This is a genomic window from Bradyrhizobium daqingense (genome assembly GCF_021044685.1).
Taxonomy (GTDB): Bacteria; Pseudomonadota; Alphaproteobacteria; order Rhizobiales; family Xanthobacteraceae; genus Bradyrhizobium; species Bradyrhizobium daqingense.
In genome coordinates, this window is record NZ_CP088014.1 from 390,881 (window position 1) to 410,963 (window position 20,083).

A 20,083-nucleotide genomic window follows, 5' to 3' on the forward strand; every position below is an offset into this window, starting at 1 on the left:
GCCTCACAAGACGGCCGGCGCCTAATTGACCCATCATTATGATCCGTCGCAAGATTGATGGCGATGCGGTGCTGGAAGCTCGCTTCGGCCCGCTGCTCGATCTGGCGCAGCGGGTGCGCAGCCAGGATCAGCATCAGCGCGGTCCAAAGGTCTATGCGTTACGTGCCCCGGAGGTCGAGTGCATCGGCAAGGGCAAAGCCCGCGCGCCTTACGAATCCGGATGCAAGGTAAGTATCGCCACCCCCGTGACCTCCCAAACGGCGGACAGTTCGTGCTCCATGCCAAGGCACTGCACGGCAATCCCTTCGACGGGCACACGCTCGGCCCCGTGGTCGCCGACATGGAGAAGCTCACTGGCGTGGAGGCTCACCGCATCCATGTCGACAAAAGGGTACCGCGGCCACAACCACCCGCATCGGTTCAGGGTCTGGATCCGGGGCTCGTCCGCCGCGTCACGGCTTCCATCCGGCGCGAGATGAAGCGTCGTGCGGCTCGGTCGCTTTACCTTGCGACGAACAAGAAAAAGGATGCATCAACCGGCGCACTGCTAGTCTGGCAGTTCACCCAAACTGCATTGTCGTTGCCGGCCCGATCAGCAGTGTTACACCAAGCGTTTTCCGCACCGATCGTCAAGGTGTCCGCCTGAACCCACCGACTCCAACCCTTGATTGCTTGTACGTTGTGCCCGAAATCGATCTGATATATGCCAGCCCCTAACCTTTTGGTGTTCGCGGTGTTGCAACCGAAGCAGCCCGCTATGCTGCCGTCTGAGTTGATTGCCGCTGTTAAAAACACGACTCCTCTGGTCGGCTGCACTGAGCCGGGCGCAACACTGAGAGCGCGCTCCTGCCCTGGAAGGGTGTTGTTATCCTGTCTAGTCGTCTGTGCGACGGCAACACTGGAAAGGGCGATTCCCAAACACGTTAGTGCGATAGCGGCGACAGAGCGATCCATGATATCTCTCCTCTACTATTTGCGAACGCCCCCTGCCTTTGGCAAGCCGGCGCTTTGACCAGCGTCAGCTTCGTTAGGAACCTTGGCATGCCTCCTTCGCCGTAATCAACAACTAGTCCTGGTAGGTGAGCACGCGCTTGCTGTTACAACTCGCGAAGTTAAGTGCATTTTCGAAGCTCAATTTGCTTCGCACGAGGCCGTGTCCCTGGCGCAGCTAATTGTTTGGGCAACCGCCAATCCTAGTAGGCGCCGCATGCCCCTCTTGGCGCTACAAACCTTGGCTAGACCGGATAAGCCGAGCTGCTAGGAATTCCAGATCTATGCCATGGCTTGACGAGGAAAGGCAATTTTCCGACGAGAGCTGCCGTGTATTGACCCGTCATTTCGTTCGACCGAAGCATTTCGTCCTCGGGTTGACCAGGCGAACGGAGCCTGATGCCTCTGCAATTCCATCGCGCTTCCGAAGACCTGGAAATATGGAGTGCGAGCAGCGGCGGCTATTCGTTCGTGATCAGCTTCCAGAGCCCGACCGGTCGTGGCTTCCGCGGAAGGTCGGGCTACGTCGCCTCGTGGCGTCCGCTTGACCAGAGCCGTGGCTCGATCAGGATTCTCGGCTGGCCGCTCCAAAGCTTCGCTGAGGCCGAGAATGCGTGCAACAGTATGCTGAATTACCTTCGAGACGTGAACTGATTCCCACTCGCTGAGAATACCGAGCTTTGCCAAATGCCCAAGTCGCGAGCGCCGCCCAGGATACTCGATCGAATCTCACCGCTCACTCATTACGTAAAGGCGTTGAAGCATATGCTGTCAGTCGATGCAGACGAAGTTGATCTTTAGGAAACGGCATTTGGATCAGGGGTGCGCAATGAGCAGCGGGCAGCTTGACGATGAGTACGACCGCGAGGAAGCCGAGGCGATTGCCGCGGCCCTTGACCTCACGCCCGACGAACTAAACGAAATCGAGTATACGATAAATGAGATCGCCAACGACGATGGGCTGGTTTACGCCTACGGCGTAGAAATCAAAGAAGGAGCCCCGCAGCACATCCTCGACCGGCTTGCGGGACTGCCCAGGCGGGGCAACTTAGTGCTGATCCATCTGGCCGGAGATGCCCACGACGCAGATCAAGAGCAAATGGAAATAGAGATGGCCAGGACCACCGTTTACAAAGTGAAGCTCTACAACATCGCGACGGATGAAGTGGTTATCTCTCGACGCATGGCAACCTACGAGGGCGCAGCCAAGATGGGAGGGTGGCCGGTTGAAGGCACGGGTCATGTAGTTGACCTAGCCGACCTAGAGCCTGGAGAGGAATGGACACCTCGCGATTTCGATCCGACCACGATATGACGGTGCTCACGACTGAGCATCCGCTCATTTGGCTAACGAAGCACTTTTCTTCGGAACGCTGTTGCGACTGGTGTCCTCGAACGCATGCTGGCGCTGGCAGCTGGCCCTTGATTAGAAGCAGCATCAGCTGGGGGGCGAACGTCTATTCGCTGAGTTGCAGAAGTCGAAATATCGGCCGATCGAGTTGCGTGCCTCGCTGACTGTAAAAGAAGGGACTTGAGCTGACACTGGGTGCTTTGTCGCGGCAGGTGTCCGACAAAGATTTCATGTCCGACCTCACGCAGCCGGCAACAATTCCTCTCTCGACAGAGCACTTGCGTCAAGCAAGGTTTGCATCGGCGTCTACCACCAGCGCCCTGATGCGGGCGCGCCTCATTGTAAGCAGCGATCCACTCATCGAAAGTGCGAAAGACTCTGTACGTTATCGGCGATCGCGCCTTGAAATGCGAAACCAATACTGCTCCCATAACACTTCCCACTCCTGGGACCCCGCTGAAGAATTCAATTATTGGACGCGGCCGCGACCAGCCCGGCGACGCCAACCACGTTTGGGGTGAGATCGATGGGGCCCTCGTCGCCCATCATCATATTATAGTGTCCGCAGTGACCCGTTTTCTCGAATATCCGACGGAACACGTTAAGATAGCGGTCTACCATGCTATTCTCCACGGAGACGTAGAGATCGTCGTGGGCGCTGTGCGATCCGTCATTTACCCAAGAGAACAGCGAGGCGCAGAGCTGCTGGTCTTTGCCTTCGAACTTCCCGACGATGTCGTCTGTGTCGACATTGCCTAGAATCTTGAAATAGTACTCAATGATGCGCCTCAGTGTGTTTTGGATGGCCATGTTAGAGCGGTTCGCAGCCCGCACTTCTGCCCAGAGCAGTTCGTACGATGTCTTGATCGGGTTGTATTTGTAGCCGACGATCTTTGAGGCTCCTTCGACCTTCCGAATAATCCAAAACGTCTCGTTGGCCCGGCACTCCGTTCCTCGGCTGGGATCGAACGAGACCTCCTTGTGAAAGTAGATATTATGGGTAAGCAGGAAGACCTGTTTGATCTGGCCATTCCCCTCGGAAGCCTCTTTGAGCACGCGCTTAATCAGCGTGCTGACGATGAACAGCACGTCGCTGTCGAGACTGGAAACCGGATCGTCGAACACGACAATCCGGTCGGAGGTCACATCCGACTCGGAAACGCTGCCGCGCAGCAGGTGGTAAAAATAGAGGAAGCAAACGAAGCCCTTCTCGCCCTCGCTAAGCGTCGCCGCCGCATCGTCGCCGCTGTCGCGAACGATTTCATAAAGATGGTCGCGCTCGCCCGCCGTTCTCAACTTAAAGCCCAAAAAGCCAAACGAGGCCAACAATGCGTTAATCGCGCTAACGGTCGGCTGAACGCTAGTGATCTTTTTTTCTAGCTCGCGCAGCTGCGTTTTAGCAGCGGTCAGCTGATGTTCTTTCGTTTTGATTGCTGCCGTCAGTCCTTGCACGGCCTTGTCCAGTGCTTCCTTGTCCGTCAGGTACTTCTTGATGGTCTGGCTATTCTCTTCGAGTAGGTACTTCCAGACTTGACCAATGAGGGTGCGGCGCTCGGTCGCAATGTTGTCTACCAACGCATTATGGGCGGCAATTGACGCATTTGCGGCCACGACTCTCGTGATAATCGGCTCCACCAGCTCTGCAAGGGGCTCTAACGTCATGGGCGAGCTTGGCTCGCGCTTCTTGGCTTCGAGACGGCGCTTGTTCAGTTCGATGCGGGCGGCCAACCGATCAATGTCTGCGCACAGAAGCTCGCTGTCCAGGTGACGGTTATCCACCGCGACAATCTCTTTGAGTTGCTTCAAAATCGTCTCGCCAACGGCCTCGTAAGTCTCAAGCGCCGCTGCGATGGCCGCCATGTCGTTGAGATAAGTTTCGTCGAAATAGGCGTTCAGTCGCGCCGCAAGTTCGATCTCGACCTCCTGCTGACAGAAGGGGCACTGAGAGCCGTGGCCGAGATAAGGCAAGCCCTGCTTGACCCAGTCGCTGTTGCCAAGTCGTCGAATCAGAGTGGCGACATCGACATCCTCCTTGCCGACTACTTTCTTCGCGAGCACCGGCAGCGCTTCGATCGCCAAGAGATCGGTCGCGTCGATATGGGGAACGACGGTGTGGCGGTCGAGCCCCTCTTCGAAAAGGGTCGTAGCCTTGCGCTTCAGCTCGCCAAGGTCGACGAGCTCAGCGGTATTGTCAGCCAGCTCGGCGAGCACCTTCTCGCAGAACTTCGCCTGTGAGTTCCGCACACCGGTGAAGGCGTCCTTGAAATGGGGATCATGCTTGCCCTTGATCTTCCAGCAATCACCCTCGAGCTGGGTACGCAGCGTTCGTAGCTCTCCTCGCTTACCCGACGAAGCTTCCGCTGGTCCTAGCGTGCCGTTCAACCGCGCAATATCGTCTTCAAGGGCCTTAACTCCGCTTTTCGCGTCATCGATCTCATCGAGCGTGTCGCCTGCGGCCTCGCCCAGCGTGAAAATCCCGGGAAGCTGCTGCGCGAAGTTGCGCGAGACAAAGTCGCTGTTGTAGACGCGAGACACTAGGGCCTGGCTCTTTTCCCACGTCAAGGCGCAGGAGGCGTACGCGCTAGGATCGTTAATGACGCGAGAGATCGTTGTCTTGCCCGCCCCGTTGCTGCCAAAAATGAAATTGATCGGCTTCAGCGCAGCGAGCTTCTCGCCTTGGCTCGAATACGTTGCGCAACCCGCAATTTTGATTTCCTGAAGCACTCATCCTCCGAGCCTGCTGCTCACACGCTACCGCGTCTTTCGCATCCCGATAGGGTTGTCCCCGTCCTTTTTGCCGGATTGGAGCACCGGCTCGACCTTTGGTGCTGAGAGCTGGAGAAGCGCGACCGCTCTGTCGTTTTCGCCCTAAGCACGGAGCGACGCCCTATGGCATCCGCCTTCGAATCACATCAAAAATACAAGGTAACGTTGTACAAGAAGAATAAGATCCCGCAACACGCGTTGCGCCTGGCAGTATTTTTACGTATATTTCGGCACCGTTCGGGACCGTGCGACCCCAGGTTGGCAAACGTTGATAGCCGATTTCCATACAGTGAGCGACCAAGCCGATGCGATCTCCGCCCGTGATCCTCTCCCGAAAATGTTCACGGGTTTAGGCGGCTTTTAGCTCAATCTCGATCGGGCAATATATCCGATCGCGGAATGGAGCCAGGTTAGTTGTAGAAGCCCTCGTTGAAGGCGAGGATGTCGCGCCCGGCCTCTTGTAATCGCGATGGTGAACAAGTTCGGTCTTATGGGAAGAAGCTCTCAATGGGGGCATTGTCATAGCAATTGGCCTTGCGACTCATCGATGCCGCGATGCCAGCGCCCACGAGAGCACTGGGGCCGTCGTCGCAACACAGAGGTTGCGGTGAACTTTCGAAAGCGGCGGTCGGCACGATCAGGACGAGTGGCTATTTCCATCGCCAGGCCGGCCGTCTGCTGCAGGGTGCGATGAACAGAATTGATTCTAGCGGGCGATCGCCAGTGGACTGAGCAGCGAAGAGCCCGCGCTCGAAGCCGGAGTGTCGCAACCTGTCGGAACCAGATGGTTCCGAAAGGCGAGCGGCACGCCACCAGCTATGTTCAGATCTTCGGCCAAGCCGCTCTCTCGGCGGTACCTCTTTTTGATAGAGCGCGAGGAGATCGCACTCCTCAAGGTGCAGGGCCATTCCAGGTACTGTCCAGAATCTTTCGCACTTTTGATCAGGCGACGGCTCCGGTTTCAGAGAGTTGTGGCTGATAGAGCGGTCGCATGTTCATGTAGCATTTGGTCGACCACGCCGTTCCGGCAATGTGCCGCAGCCGGGCCGCCGCTAAGTTGAGACAGGATTGACCGTCGGGGAAGGCGCCGACGACACGGGTTCGTCGCCGGATCTCCTTCATGATGCGCTCGAGCGGATTGTTCGTTCGAATCTTCCGCCAATGGATGGCCGGAAAGGCATAGTAGGCGAGCGTCTCGTGAACCGCCTGCTCGACGAGATCAGCAGCTTTGGCCATACGGCTGGCCCGCAGATCCGCGATGACGGTCCTGGCTTTCTCGTCGGCCGCGGCGCGGCTCTCCTGGGCATGAAGGGCCTTGAGCATGTGGCTCACCTCGCGGACCCGGGTCGACGGCACGTGGCTGAAGACATTACGATAAAAATGCACCATGCAGCGTTGATAGCGTGCCTCCGGCAGATAATCCGCAACGCTTTCGACAAGACCTCGGCACGCGTCGGAAACCACCAGCTGCACGCCCTTGAGACCGCGATCGACGAGATGCCGCAGAAACGAGGACCAGCCGGATTTGTCCACCTTGGCGCCTTCACAGATGCCGAGGATCTCCCGGAACCCCTCAGCATTGACCGCCGAGGCCACCAGTAGCGACACGTTGCGAACCTCACCAGCCCAGCTGCGCTTCATCACGATGCCGTCGAGGTAGAGATACGGATGCTCGCCTTCGATCCTGCGATTCCGCCACGCCTCGATCTTGGTATAGATCTTCTTGTTCAGGTTCGACACTGTGCTCGGGCTGACCCGGGTGCCCCACAGCGCCTCCGTGATGTCTTCGACCCGCCGAACCGAAATCCCGGCCAGATACATCTCGATCAGCGCCTCCTCAACCGAGCTCTCCCGCCTCCGGTAGCGCTCGATAATCGCCGTCTCGAAGGTTTGCCGCCGTAGCTTCGGAACCTTCAGATTGACGTCGCCCGCCTTGGTCTGCAGCGTTCGCTCGTAGCTGCCTGCCCGCGTGTCCTGCCGCGCCGGGCTGCGCTCATACCGCCCAGCACCGCACAGCTGGTCCGCTTCGGCCTCCAGCATCGCGTTCAGTGTCTCTTCCACTGTCCCGCGGACCATCTCGCCCAGGTGATCTCGAATCCGGGCCTCATCAATTTGGATCACCTGACCCATGGCATTCCCATCGTTCATTCAAAGCTCCTTCATTCTAGAAGAAGCCGTCAATCCTGAAAGTGCGAAAGACTCTGTACGTTATCCCATTCCATCCGAGAAATTGGGCGCCGTCTCGGTCGATCCGCCTCGATAATCTCGCGAGAACTGCTGCGCAATGCGGCCACCCGCAGCGGCGGGTTGGAGTATCGAGCGATGACCGCCCTAAGCCCTTCCCATGTCCACGCACGACTCTTCTCCGCAAATCTGACTGGACTTTGCATGTTCTAATTTTAGGTCGCGGATCGAGGCAACGCCTGTAGATTTTCACGAGCGAGCGGTGATCCAGTGGATGACAACTAGCTCGGCTGAGCCGGCGGCGCTCAGAGCCTTTTGAACGCGTGCAATCCGATGAGAAGCCTTTGCAAATAGCTGGGATTTGAATATGAGCTCTAAGCAACAAAGTATCCCGCGGCACTACATAAAAATTTGACCGACCAACTGGGCTTCCTGCTGAATCGTATAGACGATGAAGATGAATTATCCTTTGACAAGGCTTTCAATCAAATCGCACTAGACATTCTCGGGTAGAACTTGATCACTCGTAGGCTTTGCCCGAGCCGCATCTGTGCACATCACAGTTGCTCGACGCGTTGAATAACTCACGAACAACCGGTTGAACTTGGGAAAGGCCGTCACCGCGTGTGAGCAATTTTGAAGAAGGAAGAGTTTTGGTTCATCGCAGCCATCACGAGCGAAGACGAAACAGAAATCCGGCCCTGGAAAGCGCCCGCAGAACCAATAAGGACATTCGGCGCAGACGCGCCGGCAGTACTCGGCGGAAGAGAAGATCCGTATCGTGCTGGAATGAACACGGGCGAAGAGAATATCTCCGAGCACTGCCGGCGCAAGGGCATTGTTTCCTCAATATAATATGGCTGGTCCAAGGAGTTACTCGAAGCCGGCAAGTGTTGCCTTGTGGGCGCCGCGCGCGAGCGTTCTCGCGCATCATATGCTTGGCAAGCACAGGCCATGGAAACAAGAAGGCTCGAAACTCGCTCTTGCATATTGGCATCGATGCGGCCTTTTCCCCGACGGCAGCTCTCCTAAATCAGGGGAAGCTCTGCTTACCTGAGTCAGAATGCCGCGGTCTCGTGCGATTCTCAGCGCGCATTGGCCGTGATTCAATGCGCCATCCATATACGCATTGCTTGCTGGCATCACGCCGGTGCGGATAGGGGTAGTGCGCGAAGGAATTCGGCGCTGCTCGCCACTACTATCTCCAATAGCGCCTAACGCGGGAGTGGTAGATATGCTTAGATCATTCAACATAGTCGTCGCTCTAGCAGCAGTCCTCGTAGGATCGTTGCCGTTTGCTGCATCTGGTCAAACATCGCCACGTGGTGCTCCCATCGCCTCTAGTCCGACCGCCCCTAATGAAGCGAAAGTTGAGAGTTTCCGTTCACGCCTCCAGGATCAGCAAAAGACGCTCGAATCATATGGGGCAACGATATCCGGGTTGGTTGATCGTCTTAAAGCAGCGTCCGGCGCGACTGTAGAAAGCCGAATTTCTGAGGTCCGCAGTTTGAGGGATGCCCTGGTTCAATTGGGCGTCCAATTACAGCCAGACGCGCCGCTATCCCAAAGCATCGACCAATATCAGAGCTGGATTTCGGCCCAGATGGGACGTGTCAATAATCAGCGTTCCGCGCTTGGGCCCGAATTCGTCCAAGAGCTTATGCGCCGGTACCAGCAATATCAACAGGAAGTAACGCGTGCGCGCGAGTCGGTAAGCAACCACTCGAATGCGATTGATCACGCTCTGAAGGAACTTACAACAGCAGAGCTGCGCGCAGCGGAAATGTTGCTGGCCGAAGACGTCGCTGCGGCGGTCAAAGAGCTTCTCGGAGTGTTGGACAGCGTCGGCCAGACAATCGAGGACATTCGCAGCAATCTGCGAAAGCTCGGCAATGCCGGCGCGTAAGTGATGGCGAGACTTTTCTCCGCCGCTTGCCGAGCGGACGGAGATCACCACTGGTAGGGAGGTTACTGTGCGCGTAGGACTCATAAGTCTGATAGCGATGATCGTGTGTGTTGCCACAGTCGGCGCGGCTCCAAGGCTGGCCGACGAACAGATATCACCAGGTGCGGGCGAGCAGAAGGTCCAGACCGAAACCGTGATCACTCGTCCAATCGTCCCGCCGGATGAATTAATTGATCAGACACCTGACGGCAGCCTCGTGATCGAACTTTATCAATCGGTACGCAACATCAGAGACGTGGAAGCAGTAAACGAGCACGTCAAAGCACAGGTCAACAACGCACAGTCTGTTGCCGCCGACGTTGCGCGTTTGCACGACAGCATCCTGAAATCGTGTGACGACTCAGATTTTCCGAAAACTGAAGTTATCGCGCTCAAGGCTCGTGCCTTCTCAGCCACTCTTGCTCGAGTCGATGGCGAACTCACAAAGGCGTTGGCCGCGACGCGACAGATAGTTCAAGCCGAGAGACCTAGCTCGATCAAGGCCAGGGAGGATATAAACCGATTTGTGCTTGCAGCGCATGAACTCGGTCGTCTGCGCGTGCAGGCGACCGAGATTGCAAAGGCAATTGAGGGTCTCAGCGTCAGCATCCGCACAACACTAACCTCGTGCACCGCGACGCCGGTGGCTCCGCTGTTCGCTATACGCGATGTGCTTCCCCTTGGAGGTCAGGCGCGGCAATCTCCTCCCATGAAGCAGAAGCGCGTGATCAAGCCCGCAACTACGCTCCGCCGCCGCTCACTTGGGCAAGAGCCGCTATAACCCGCCACTGGTCGCATGCAGGTCTGCGTCCTGTTGGAACGGAAAACAAACCGCTGAAGAACACGAGGCCAGCGCAACCAAACGTCACGCTTGACCTTTAGGCTTTTGTGCTGCAGCAGACTCTCGTTGCCTTGTTCGGTTGCGTTTCTGCCTTGATACTCTCTTCGACCGAGAGACACACGGAATAGCAAGCCTCGACGCGAAGCTATCTCACCGCTTCTTGTGGTCATAGTCGAGGTCCTCCCACTGAAGGCGGGGCGAACGGTCTTCCCGATCCATGGTCGGCCATTGGGCTTGGGTCGGTTGGTTCGCCCTTACCACAGTGTTTGTTGCTTGAGCGGCTTGCACGCTTCGGCCTCATCTCGTGCCCCCTCGCCACTCGCTTTGGCGTTTGTGTCAACGATCGCCTTCTTCAGCTCGAGCAGCATATTTTTAATGCAGTCTATGGACCTTTCGAGCGCAATAAATCTGCTGTGCGCGGACCACGCCGCCGCTATCAGCGCGCTAACGATCCCAAGGACGTACTCCCACCCAATATGACATGTTATTGCATCCATATACGCCGATAAGGTAGGTCCAAAAACCGTTCCGACCAAGGCTGGTGAATGTGCGGACGAGGCACAGCTCCCGGCCTCGCCGAGCTGGGCATGGTCGGCGATCGTTGTGCCATGAACGATCCCGGCGCCAACCCCAAAGGCATATCTGAGCATAGACACGTCAGTCCGACGGTGTCCGACGTGCTTGAAGATGGCACCATCGTTGAATTGGTCTATAGGCCAGAGCATCGCGCCACGCTGCTCGCGACGTCAGTTGCAGGACGCTGGACCTTGGCCACGCACGTGGACGTGCCCGGTGGGGACCAGCTGGTCCCGTTTTCGCCCAACAACAATCTAATCAAGAATGACGTTGTACTGCTGCCGTCCGAACCGCGCATCTACGGGACCGAGCAAGAACTCGTCTCTGAAATTGTGGCTTTCATCCACCGCTACGCCGACCTTAGCCCGACCTTTGAGCAGGTCGCCAGTCATTACGTCCTACTGAGCTGGCTCTATGACGCATTCAATGACTTGCCGTACCTTCGTCTTCGCGGCGATTTCGGCACGGGAAAGACGCGCTCGCTTCTCACGATCGGTTCGCTCTGCTACAAACCTTTCTTCGCAAGCGGCGCCTCGACGGTCTCGCCGATTTTCCACACGCTCAATGCCTTTCGGGGAACACTCATCTTCGATGAGGCCGACTTTCGCTTCAGCGACGAGCGTTCGGAGATCGTCAAAATCCTCAACAACGGCAATATGCGCGGCATGCCGGTCCTGCGCACGGTCATGAACCGCCAGCGTGAGTTCAACCCGCAAGCTTTCCACGTCTTTGGACCGAAAATCGTTGCAACGAGGGGACGCTACGAGGACAGAGCACTGGAGAGCCGCTTCATCACGGAGGAAACCGGTGCGCGGCCGTTACGCAACGACATTCCCATCAACCTCCCGCCGACCTTCAAAGACGAGGCGCGTGAGTTGCGCAACAAGTTGTTACTGTATCGGTTTCGAAGACGGCACGAGATTGAGCTCAACCCGGCCCTCGCCGATCCCAAATTGGAGCCGCGTCTCAATCAAATCATGCTGCCGCTGCTGAGCGTGGTCAGTGATCCACGACTGCGGAGCGAACTCCGGAATGCCGCGGAGCATGCCCAGAACTCGATCATCGCCGAGCGCGGCCTTCTGATGGAGGCCCAGGTCTTGGAAATCCTTGTTGACCTGATGTTGTCTACCAGTAGGCAGGTCGTTCCCGTCGCTGACATCACAATGGGTATCATCGATCGCTACGGGCCCGAGTATGACCGACCGATCAGCAACCGGTGGATCGGAAGCGTCCTGCGCACGAAGCTGAACCTCCGGACCTACAAATCCCACGGAGTGTACGTCATTCCTATGACTGAGAGGGGGAAAGTGGAGATGTTGTGCCGGAGATATGGAGTGAATGTTGTCACCGATGCGCCGCCGACAGAGCCCACAGGGGACGTGGGGACTTCGAAGAAGTTCTAGAGGCACCCCCAAGCTGAACGTATAGGGAAGCGAACGCCAATATTCGGTGTGCCGGGGCGTTCTTCCACGTCCCCAAGTCCCCATCTCCACAAGATTTTCATCTGGGACCAGGCAACATCTGACGGCACGATAGATACAATGGAAGGCCGCAGATTATTTCATTTGAGTGCCACGTGGGCACTTTTTGACGTCTCGAACGAAACTGCACTCCAGGGGACCATAGCGTGCGTGCCGGTGATCCTATTGGCCGGCTGCACGACTTATGCGTCATCGTCATCAATCATACCTCCGTCCGCATCGCCGACGCTGGGGGCTTACCCAGCAGGAGCTCGCATTCTTGATCGGCGTAAAGAGCAGGACCGCAGTCTCTCGAATTGAAGGCTCAAAGCGCAGGCCCAGCCTCGATGCCGTGTTCATATGCGAGATGATCTTCAGTACGTCCCCATTGGAGCTGTTTCCTGGGCTCATGTCAGAGCTACAGCAGGCCATACTTCGGCGTGCCAGCGAACTCTATGAAGCGCTTCAGGGCGACCCATCCAAGGCAACGCGCCTGAAGCTTGATTTCCTCGAACGGCTGCTGGAGCGAGTAGAAGGGCAGCGCATCGATGCAACCATATGACGAATGACCACCGCTCCTTACTCGTCCTCTCTATCTATCTAAACACGCGCGGCTTTGCGTTCGTCGTGTTCGAAGGTCAATTATCACCGTACGACTGGGGAATACGCGAGACGCGCGGACCTCGGAAGGGGAAGAGATGCCTGCCGCGTATCTCCCAAGTCATCGATCGATACGCTCCCGATGTGCTCGTCATCCAAGATACCTCCGAGCAAGGTACGCGACGGGCAGGATGGATCAGCAAGCTCAACGGCTCGATCGCTGGACTTGCGAAAGATCGCGCCATTCCCGTTTGTGCATACTCACGCGATCAGGTGCGACGCGCATTAGAGTGCTACGGGTGCCCGAACAAGCAGGGCCTCGCCGAGGTAATCGCGAAGCACATTCCGGCTTTCGAGCAATACGTCCCGCCGCCCCGCAAACCGTGGATGAGCGAAGATCGTCGAATGGGTCTGTTCGATGCAGCAGCGCTGGCGCTCCTATTCTTTCAGTCGGCCGACACCTCCGCCCGGTAATGGAGTGTGGAAAGTGAAGAGCTCGCGCAATACGCGCATTTTCTCCTTGCATTTCGACTAAAAGAGCATCAACTTGAAACAGGCGCAATTGAGCGCCTGACAACTGCCCACAAAACGGCGGTGTACCGAGTTCGCCGTTAGTTGAACAGGCAGCGTCGATGCCATCGGCAGGCACCGCAGAGGCGGCGTCGATTTGCCTTTCTGCGGCTGAAATCAATATTGCGCATTCGCTGGGGGCGGCTTTTTTCTCAGAGCGGCAAGGACCGTCTGCGTCTCGATGATTTCATTGCGCGTAGCAATTGAGAACGGTCAGGCCGAAAAAGCGAGCACCTCAACGTGTGAACCTGGACGGAAGTCCGGGCAGCATCCACCGCGTTTTGAGGGAGCGCCATGACTACGTTGGTTTTGTAGCCAGGATTTGTGGGCAAGATTTGTGCATCTCACCGCGCGGGCGGCGGGCGCCTCGGATCCAGCCGATCAGATCGCGTTCTGACATGGCAAAAGGCGCTCGTGCGATGCTAGGAGCGCGCAGCGAAGATTGTTGCACAGCTGTCGCGTTGAGTCTTACCGGGCGCGACGGCTGGCACGTATGGCTTTACAGGCGTTCCGTCACCAGAGACGAAAGCTCGTGCTACAATTCTAGTTATATGATGCTCCGCGCGATCTCAGCGCTATTTGTCTTATCGATCGTATTAATCGTTGCGGTTCTTGGAACGCTCAGCAGAGGCAGCAGCTCCCCATCAGCATCCGAATACGCCGTTTCTGCGCCAACGAGTTCAGCGCAGCGAGGAGCTTCTCCGCAGAAACTTGCGAACAACTATTACTCGAGCTCGACCGGTGCGTCGGCCAGCATCGACCTAAGCTCCCTTGCTAAGGACTCGGCAAATCCAATTGCTGAAAGGAAGCCCCCGCAGTCTGCTCCGGTGCGATTGCAGTCAAATGGAACGACCAGTACCAAGACCTACATCAACACACATTACGGATTCAGTATTGAATACCCGCCCGGTTCAGAAATTGAGGTTCGGTCGGAGCCGTCGGAGTTCGTATTCAAAGGCACATACGGGACAATATTTGTATTGCCGACGTTTGTCATGGGCTACGGGGGAATGGGCTGTTCCAGAGAAAAGGAACAGACGATTCTGGCCGGCAAGGCCGTGCAATGGACGGAGATACGCTGCGGACAGTCTTATGTTGAACTGGTCATCAATTTCGTTGACCCGCCGCTTCCGTGGCGTAGGGGGGAGACGCCTATGCGAGAAGGTAATGTGATCATCGCGGTAACTGCTTCTGATCAGGTTGAAGCGGCAAGGGATATAATCGGTAGCTTTCAGTTCTTTCAATAACGAAAAGCATGGCTGAGAATCCTCTCTGCTACTTTCTATTTCAACGCCGATCAGCGTCGCTATGCGATTTCTCGTAATGTATTCAGTATGTCGATCCCTGACGTCGGCGCGTGTAGTCCATAGAACTCGGAGGTGCGCTAATGCCGATCAATGTGTCCTATCCATTTTCCGGAACGCATCAGGTGACCCAGGACGCTTCTGGAGCCGGCAGTCATACAGATCCGAACAAAACCGACTGGTGGACCGCCGCATTTGATTTTGACCTTGTATACGAGGATGTTCTATCCATCGCGCCGGGAGTCGTGATCGCAGTAAACGAGTCGGTCCCGGACGGTCCGATCGATGGCCCTTCCGCCAGTGCGGCCAATGGCGGATTGGGAAACTACATAACCATCCTTCATAATCCTGGCACAGCAAATCAGTTTTATGCCACATACGCCCACTTGCGGACCAACGGCGTCGTCCCTGCAATTGGCGACGAGGTTGCTTTAGGAACGATCATTGGGACGTCCGGCAATACAGGGACCACCGCCGGAATCCATGGTCGTCATCTGCACCTTCAATTTAGTACGGAAATTTTCCGTCATCCATCCGGTGCAATATTTGCGAACGCAACGGACAGCTTCGACAGTCTAATCACGTTCGACGGTATCACACCGGTTACTGGGCAGTCGGTTACGGGTAGCTCATCACCAAATTCCAATTACGGAAAATTCGGGAATTACTACGTTGGCGATCCCTATGCTGGTGACAATCAGCTCATTGGCGACGACGGGGACGATTGGTTCCAAGGCGGGCTGGGTCAAGACACCATCAACGGCATGGGCGGTCAGGACACGGCCGATTTTCGAGATCGTCTCTCAATAGGCTGGATAGTAAATCTTGATCAGAACAATGGGTTCGCGACCGCTTCGACCGGCGGGAGTGACACACTGATTAGCATTGAAAATGTAACCCTAGGATCCGGTGCCGATACTATTACGTTGCCATCCGGAAAAATAAACAATGTGGTTGATGGCGGTGCCGGAACTGACACTGTAATCGTTCCCTATGTTTTCGGCCAGGGATACGCGGTTTCCGGAACGGCTGGCAATTTGATCCTATCTGGTCCAGCAGGCGACGATACGTTCCTGGGCGTCGACAATTTCCAATTCTCGAACGGCGTCACGCAATCTGCCGCGGCGGTGCTGAATTCGTCGCCTAGTGTTAACATCGTCACTGGAACCAATGGTCCCGATACCCTTGTAGGCACCCCGGGTATTGATCAGGTCAATGGGCTCGGCGGCAATGACATCCTGATCGGTGAAGGTGGCGCAGATGTGCTCGACGGTGGTGCAGGATTCGACACTGCAGACTACCGCAACTCGCTCATTCCGCTGACCATCGACCTTGCCTACCCGACCAGCAATACAGGAGAAGCAGCTGGTGACCGCTATTTTTCGATCGAGCTTCTGCGCGGGAGCTCGTTTAACGATGCACTATATGGCGACGGCAACAACAACACCCTCGATGGTGGCCCTGGCGCCGATCACTTGGATGGGCGCGGAGGGTTCGACTATGCCCGATATAGTTCCGCATCAGCAGGCGTAACCGCAAGCTTAGCCAATCCCTCGCAGAATATTGGCGACGCAGCGGGCGACACGTATGTGTCGATCGAAGGCCTGTGGGGAAGTAGGTTCGGCGATATCTTGACTGGCGATAGTCACAGCAACAATTTGGACGGTGCCGCGGGCGCGGATGTTCTCAATGGAGGGGCAGGCTTCGATTACGCACGGTATCAGTCATCTCCGATCGGAGTAACCGCCAGCCTCATCAACCCTTCCGTAAACGCGGGGGACGCGATTGGAGATACTTACATCTCAATTGAGGGATTGATTGGGAGTGACTCCGCGGACACCTTGATCGGTGACAACAACCTGAACATTCTTCAGGGACGAGCGGGTGCCGACCTCTTAAATGGGCAAGGCGGCTTCGATTACGCGAGCTATGGGTATGACTTAGCCCCGAGCCCGATAACGGCTAGCCTGATCAATCCGTTTATGAATACAGGCGAAGCAGCAGGGGATACGTACCTATCTATTGAGGGGCTAATCGGAACCCGCTTTGCAGACACGCTGATCGGCGACGGCACATCCAATTGGCTAGTGGGAGGAGGAGGTGCAGACCTTCTCGACGGACAGGCCGGATTTGATTACGCGGCATATTGGACATCATCGACTGGCCTGACTGTTAGCCTCGGCAATCCGGCTGCTAATACAGGCGATGCCGTTGGAGATAGTTATGTCTCGATTGAAGCGCTGGTCGGATCGTTCTTCGACGATACGCTGATCGGTGACAATAATAACAACAACCTCCGAGGCGAGTCGGGCGCTGACAGGTTGATCGGAAGTGGTGGGACTGACGTCGCCGAATATTTTGAAGCCTCAAGCGGTTTAGTTGTCAGCCTGAGCAATCCGAGCATGAACACTGGCGAGGCTGCTGGAGACACCTACATCTCCATCGAGGGAATAAGCGGATCGAATTTTGGCGACACGCTGATGGGTGACAACGGCAATAACCTGTTATTTGGTCAGGGTGGTGACGACATTGTGCTCGGTGGTGCCGGGGCCGATCTTCTTGATGGAGGGACTGGAAGCGATCTGGTTTCATATGCAAACGCGGCCTCCGGTGTTACTGCAAACCTTAGCAATCCGGCGCAAAACGCTGGCGGTGCCGCCGGAGACACCTACGCTTCGATAGAAGGAGTTGTCGGATCGAACTTTGCGGACGTGCTCGTTGGAAACAACGGCACGAACATACTATTTGGCGGAGGAGAAAATGATCGGCTGACTGGCGGTCTCGGCGCTGACATCTTCATGTACGCCCAAGGCGGAGGCACCGACACCATCACGGACTTCCAAGTGGGGGTCGATAAATTATTGATATCGGGAGTCGTAGGCGTCACCAGCATTGCCAACCTCAATGTCTCTCAAGCTGGCACTAGCACGCTGATCGTACTGGGTAGCGGCTTCGTGCTAGAAAATGTCACTCCAGATCAACTTACCGACAGCGATTTCATCTTCAACCAAACGCCGACCGATATCACGCTGTCGAATGCTCTGGTTGCAGAGAGCAGTGATAGTGGCACTGTGGTCGGCCGCTTTTCCACAGCTGATCCGGATCTTGGAGACACGTTCAGTTTTTCACTACTCGACAGCCCTGGCGGGCAATTCTCCCTCAGCGGTGCAAACCTGGTCGTGGCGGGACCGCTCGATTATGAGACAGCAACATCGTACGATGTGATCGTGCGAGTGACGGACTCCGCATTCAATGTCTTTGACAAGACGTTTGCAATTAGCGTGGCTAATGTAAACGAACCACCAACAGACGTTGTGTTGTCGAACGTTTCGATCGCGGAAAACTTGGCCATCGGTACGGTCGTTGGGCGCTTGTCGGCACACGATCAGGACGCCAGCGAAACGTTCAGCTATTCGTTACTCGGCAACGCAGATGGCCTGTTTTCGATCAACGGGGCCGACCTAGTGATGACGGGTTTACTCGATTACGAGACCGCGACTTCACATGAAGTCACACTACGGGTCAGCGATTCGGCGGGAAAGACCTTCGACAAGACCTTCTCTATCAGTGTCACCAACATGAACGAAGTGCCGGTGGTGGCCAACGCTGTTCCCGATCAGACTGCGATTGAGGATGCACCGTTCTCGTTCATACTTCCCGCCGACACCTTTTCAGACGTGGATTTAGGCGACAGCCTTGCACTGACAGCGACGCTGGGAGACGGAGCGGCGCTGCCGAGCTGGCTGACATTCAACCCGGCGACGGGCGCATTCTCGGGCACGCCGCTCAACGGCGATGTTGGCGCGATCACGGTGTGGGTGACCGCGACGGACGGTTCATTGGCCTCGGTCAATGACGACTTCACGCTTTCGGTGGCCAACACCGACGACGCGCCGACGGCGAATCTGGACACCGGTTCGGCCACAGAGAACGAGACAAAGAGCTTCAACGTGCTCGCCAATGATACCGATCCGGATGTGGGCGACAGCAAGACGCTTGTGTCGATCGGCGCGGTGTCCGTGTCGAGTTCCAACGCTTCGGTTGCAGGCACCAATGCAGCGGACGCATTGTCGATAATCGGGGGACAGATCCAGTTCAGTCCGGGCACTCTGTTCGATCCGCTCAATACCGGAGACGCTGCGACTGTGATTGTCAATTATACGATGCGCGATGCAGCCGGTCTCACCTCGGCTTCGGCGCTGACTCTCACCATCAACGGCACGGCCGAAGGACCGGTCTACAACGTGATCAGCGGTACGCCGGGCAACGATCGCAGCCTGAACGGGACCGCGGCGGCCGATCAAATCAGTGGCTTGGCCGGCAATGATGGGATCGACGCCCAAGGTGGTGATGATCTGATTACCGCCGGTACCGGAAACGACCAAGTCTACGCCGGCGGCGGCAACGATACTATGATGGCCTCGATCAACGACGGAAACGACATCTATGTTGGCGATGCTGGCTTGGACACCTTGGACTTCTCCCAGATCGGTACTCCGGTGACTGTCAATCTTGGCACGACGATCTTCGAATTCACGGTCAATGGCATTGGCAGCGCGAGAGGCACACAGATCGGTACTGATATTCTGCTTTCGATTGAAAACGCGATTGGCGGCAGTGGCAACGATCAGATCACCGGAAACAGGGCTGCCAATGTCCTCGACGGTCGGGTCGGCAACGACACGATCAATGGTGGCGACGGTGCCGACATCCTAATCGGCGGCATCGGCAACGACACCATGAACGGCGGAGCCGGCAGCGACACCTTCGTGTTCGCGCCCGGCTTCGGCAACGATAGGATCCAGGGCTTCGACGCCAACCCCGCGGGCGGCCAGGACTTTCTTGACGTCACGGCGTTCGGCATCAGCGCTACCGATTTCGCGATGCGGGTCGCGATCGCCGACGTCGGTGCCGACACATTAGTCACAGTGGATGGCGTCGACACCATGCGACTCGTCGGAACTAGCAATGCCGCCACCATCACAATCAACGATTTCTTCTTTGTATGAGACGCAAATTCAGCCTCTGCCAGGATGATCAATCCGTGCGGGGGAAGCACTTCATGGAGAATGTTCAGTCGCACTCGGTTGCGTTCCGTGACCTTGTGTAGCTGATCATGGTCCTAGTGCAGCAGCTCAACCACAGGTTGGTCTTCCGATCACTTTCGATAGTTATTGGATTGGATGTAATACTGGAGGGAACAGAATGATGTGCGCTTTGCTGGTTTTCGCCGCCGCTGTCCTGTCGGTTGCTATGGCGCTACAGGCACTTTCGCCCTTATAGAACCGTTTGAAAGCTTTGCTGCAATTTCAGGGGCAACATCAACGTGAACTGCAGCGGTCCCATGACCTTGAGGATTTGTTAGCAAAGACTGATGGACTTCGAGAGCGCCTTTTGCCTGGCCCTGCAAGGGACGTGGAACACCTCAGCCGTTATCACAAAGAGCATTGGTTCAGATACCCCGAACGCGCCGCTACTGCCGACGTCTATAAAGCC

The 20,083-nt window shown here is 56.4% G+C and carries 11 protein-coding genes and 3 pseudogenes; 12 read left to right on the forward strand and 2 right to left on the reverse strand.

The window, feature by feature from the left end:
- Positions 1–41: 41 nt before the first annotated feature.
- Both LPJ38_RS01845 and LPJ38_RS01855 read left to right on the forward strand, forming a co-directional pair.
- Positions 42–493 (forward strand): annotated as a pseudogene (locus LPJ38_RS01845) (transposase family protein); the annotation flags it as partial.
- Between the two features lie 1,326 nt (positions 494–1,819).
- Entirely contained in the window at positions 1,820–2,305 is a 486-nt protein-coding gene (locus LPJ38_RS01855; RefSeq protein WP_145642970.1) for a hypothetical protein, read from the forward strand.
- Positions 2,306–2,806: 501 nt separating this feature from the next.
- On the opposite strand, the gene LPJ38_RS01860 is transcribed toward LPJ38_RS01855, so the two are convergent.
- A complete protein-coding gene (locus LPJ38_RS01860; protein ID WP_145642972.1) occupies positions 2,807–5,065 on the reverse strand; it encodes an AAA family ATPase in 2,259 nt (752 codons plus the stop codon).
- 649 nt (positions 5,066–5,714) lie between these two features.
- Between LPJ38_RS01860 and LPJ38_RS38240 the strand changes: the two are divergent.
- Positions 5,715–6,018 (forward strand): annotated as a pseudogene (locus LPJ38_RS38240) (IS30 family transposase); the annotation flags it as partial.
- A 31-nt stretch (positions 6,019–6,049) separates the two neighbouring features.
- Here the strand turns inward: LPJ38_RS38240 and LPJ38_RS01865 are convergent.
- Positions 6,050–7,237: an IS256 family transposase gene (locus tag LPJ38_RS01865; RefSeq protein ID WP_231088709.1), complete on the reverse strand. Its 1,188-nt coding sequence runs from the start codon at positions 7,235–7,237 to the stop codon at positions 6,050–6,052.
- Between the two features lie 96 nt (positions 7,238–7,333).
- Here LPJ38_RS01865 and LPJ38_RS01870 point away from each other — a divergent pair.
- The 9 genes and pseudogenes from LPJ38_RS01870 to LPJ38_RS01910 all read left to right on the forward strand — a co-directional run.
- Positions 7,334–7,438: pseudogene (locus LPJ38_RS01870) on the forward strand (hypothetical protein); the annotation flags it as partial.
- A 489-nt stretch (positions 7,439–7,927) separates the two neighbouring features.
- Positions 7,928–8,146, forward strand: coding sequence for a hypothetical protein (locus LPJ38_RS01875; protein ID WP_145642105.1), 219 nt, complete (start codon positions 7,928–7,930; stop codon positions 8,144–8,146).
- 586 nt (positions 8,147–8,732) lie between these two features.
- The gene (locus LPJ38_RS01880) at positions 8,733–9,197 is read left to right on the forward strand and encodes a hypothetical protein (RefSeq protein ID WP_145642107.1); all 465 of its coding nucleotides are present in this window, start codon (positions 8,733–8,735) and stop codon (positions 9,195–9,197) included.
- A gap of 67 nt (positions 9,198–9,264) precedes the next feature.
- Positions 9,265–10,017, forward strand: coding sequence for a hypothetical protein (locus tag LPJ38_RS01885; RefSeq protein ID WP_145642109.1), 753 nt, complete (start codon positions 9,265–9,267; stop codon positions 10,015–10,017).
- Positions 10,018–10,685: 668 nt separating this feature from the next.
- Positions 10,686–12,056 (forward strand): hypothetical protein, encoded by a 1,371-nt coding sequence (locus LPJ38_RS01890; protein ID WP_145642111.1) that lies wholly within the window; start codon positions 10,686–10,688, stop codon positions 12,054–12,056.
- Positions 12,057–12,393: 337 nt separating this feature from the next.
- Positions 12,394–12,675 carry a hypothetical protein gene (locus LPJ38_RS01895; protein WP_158644808.1) on the forward strand — a complete coding sequence of 94 codons (282 nt, stop codon included), beginning with the start codon at positions 12,394–12,396 and terminating at the stop codon, positions 12,673–12,675.
- On the forward strand, positions 12,672–13,187 hold the full coding sequence (locus LPJ38_RS01900) for a hypothetical protein (protein ID WP_145642115.1): 516 nt from the start codon (positions 12,672–12,674) through the stop codon (positions 13,185–13,187). The genes LPJ38_RS01895 and LPJ38_RS01900 overlap by 4 nt, the downstream gene beginning before the upstream one ends.
- Positions 13,188–13,681: 494 nt before the next feature.
- On the forward strand, positions 13,682–14,530 hold the full coding sequence (locus LPJ38_RS01905; RefSeq protein WP_145642117.1) for a hypothetical protein: 849 nt from the start codon (positions 13,682–13,684) through the stop codon (positions 14,528–14,530).
- A 140-nt stretch (positions 14,531–14,670) separates the two neighbouring features.
- Positions 14,671–19,596: a beta strand repeat-containing protein gene (locus tag LPJ38_RS01910; RefSeq protein WP_145642119.1), complete on the forward strand. Its 4,926-nt coding sequence runs from the start codon at positions 14,671–14,673 to the stop codon at positions 19,594–19,596.
- The last annotated feature ends 487 nt before the right edge of the window (positions 19,597–20,083 follow it).

What these genes read in the sequence shown, in the direction of transcription:
- LPJ38_RS01905 (WP_145642117.1), top strand. Translation starts at nt 13,682, where the DNA reads ATGGCAAAAGGCGCTCGTGCGATGCTAGGAGCGCGCAGCGAAGATTGT.
- LPJ38_RS01910 (WP_145642119.1), top strand. Translation starts at nt 14,671, where the DNA reads ATGCCGATCAATGTGTCCTATCCATTTTCCGGAACGCATCAGGTGACC.
- LPJ38_RS01890 (WP_145642111.1), top strand. Translation starts at nt 10,686, where the DNA reads ATGAACGATCCCGGCGCCAACCCCAAAGGCATATCTGAGCATAGACAC.
- LPJ38_RS01855 (WP_145642970.1), top strand. Translation starts at nt 1,820, where the DNA reads ATGAGCAGCGGGCAGCTTGACGATGAGTACGACCGCGAGGAAGCCGAG.
- LPJ38_RS01900 (WP_145642115.1), top strand. Translation starts at nt 12,672, where the DNA reads ATGACGAATGACCACCGCTCCTTACTCGTCCTCTCTATCTATCTAAAC.
- LPJ38_RS01865 (WP_231088709.1), bottom strand. Translation starts at nt 7,237, where the DNA reads ATGGGTCAGGTGATCCAAATTGATGAGGCCCGGATTCGAGATCACCTG.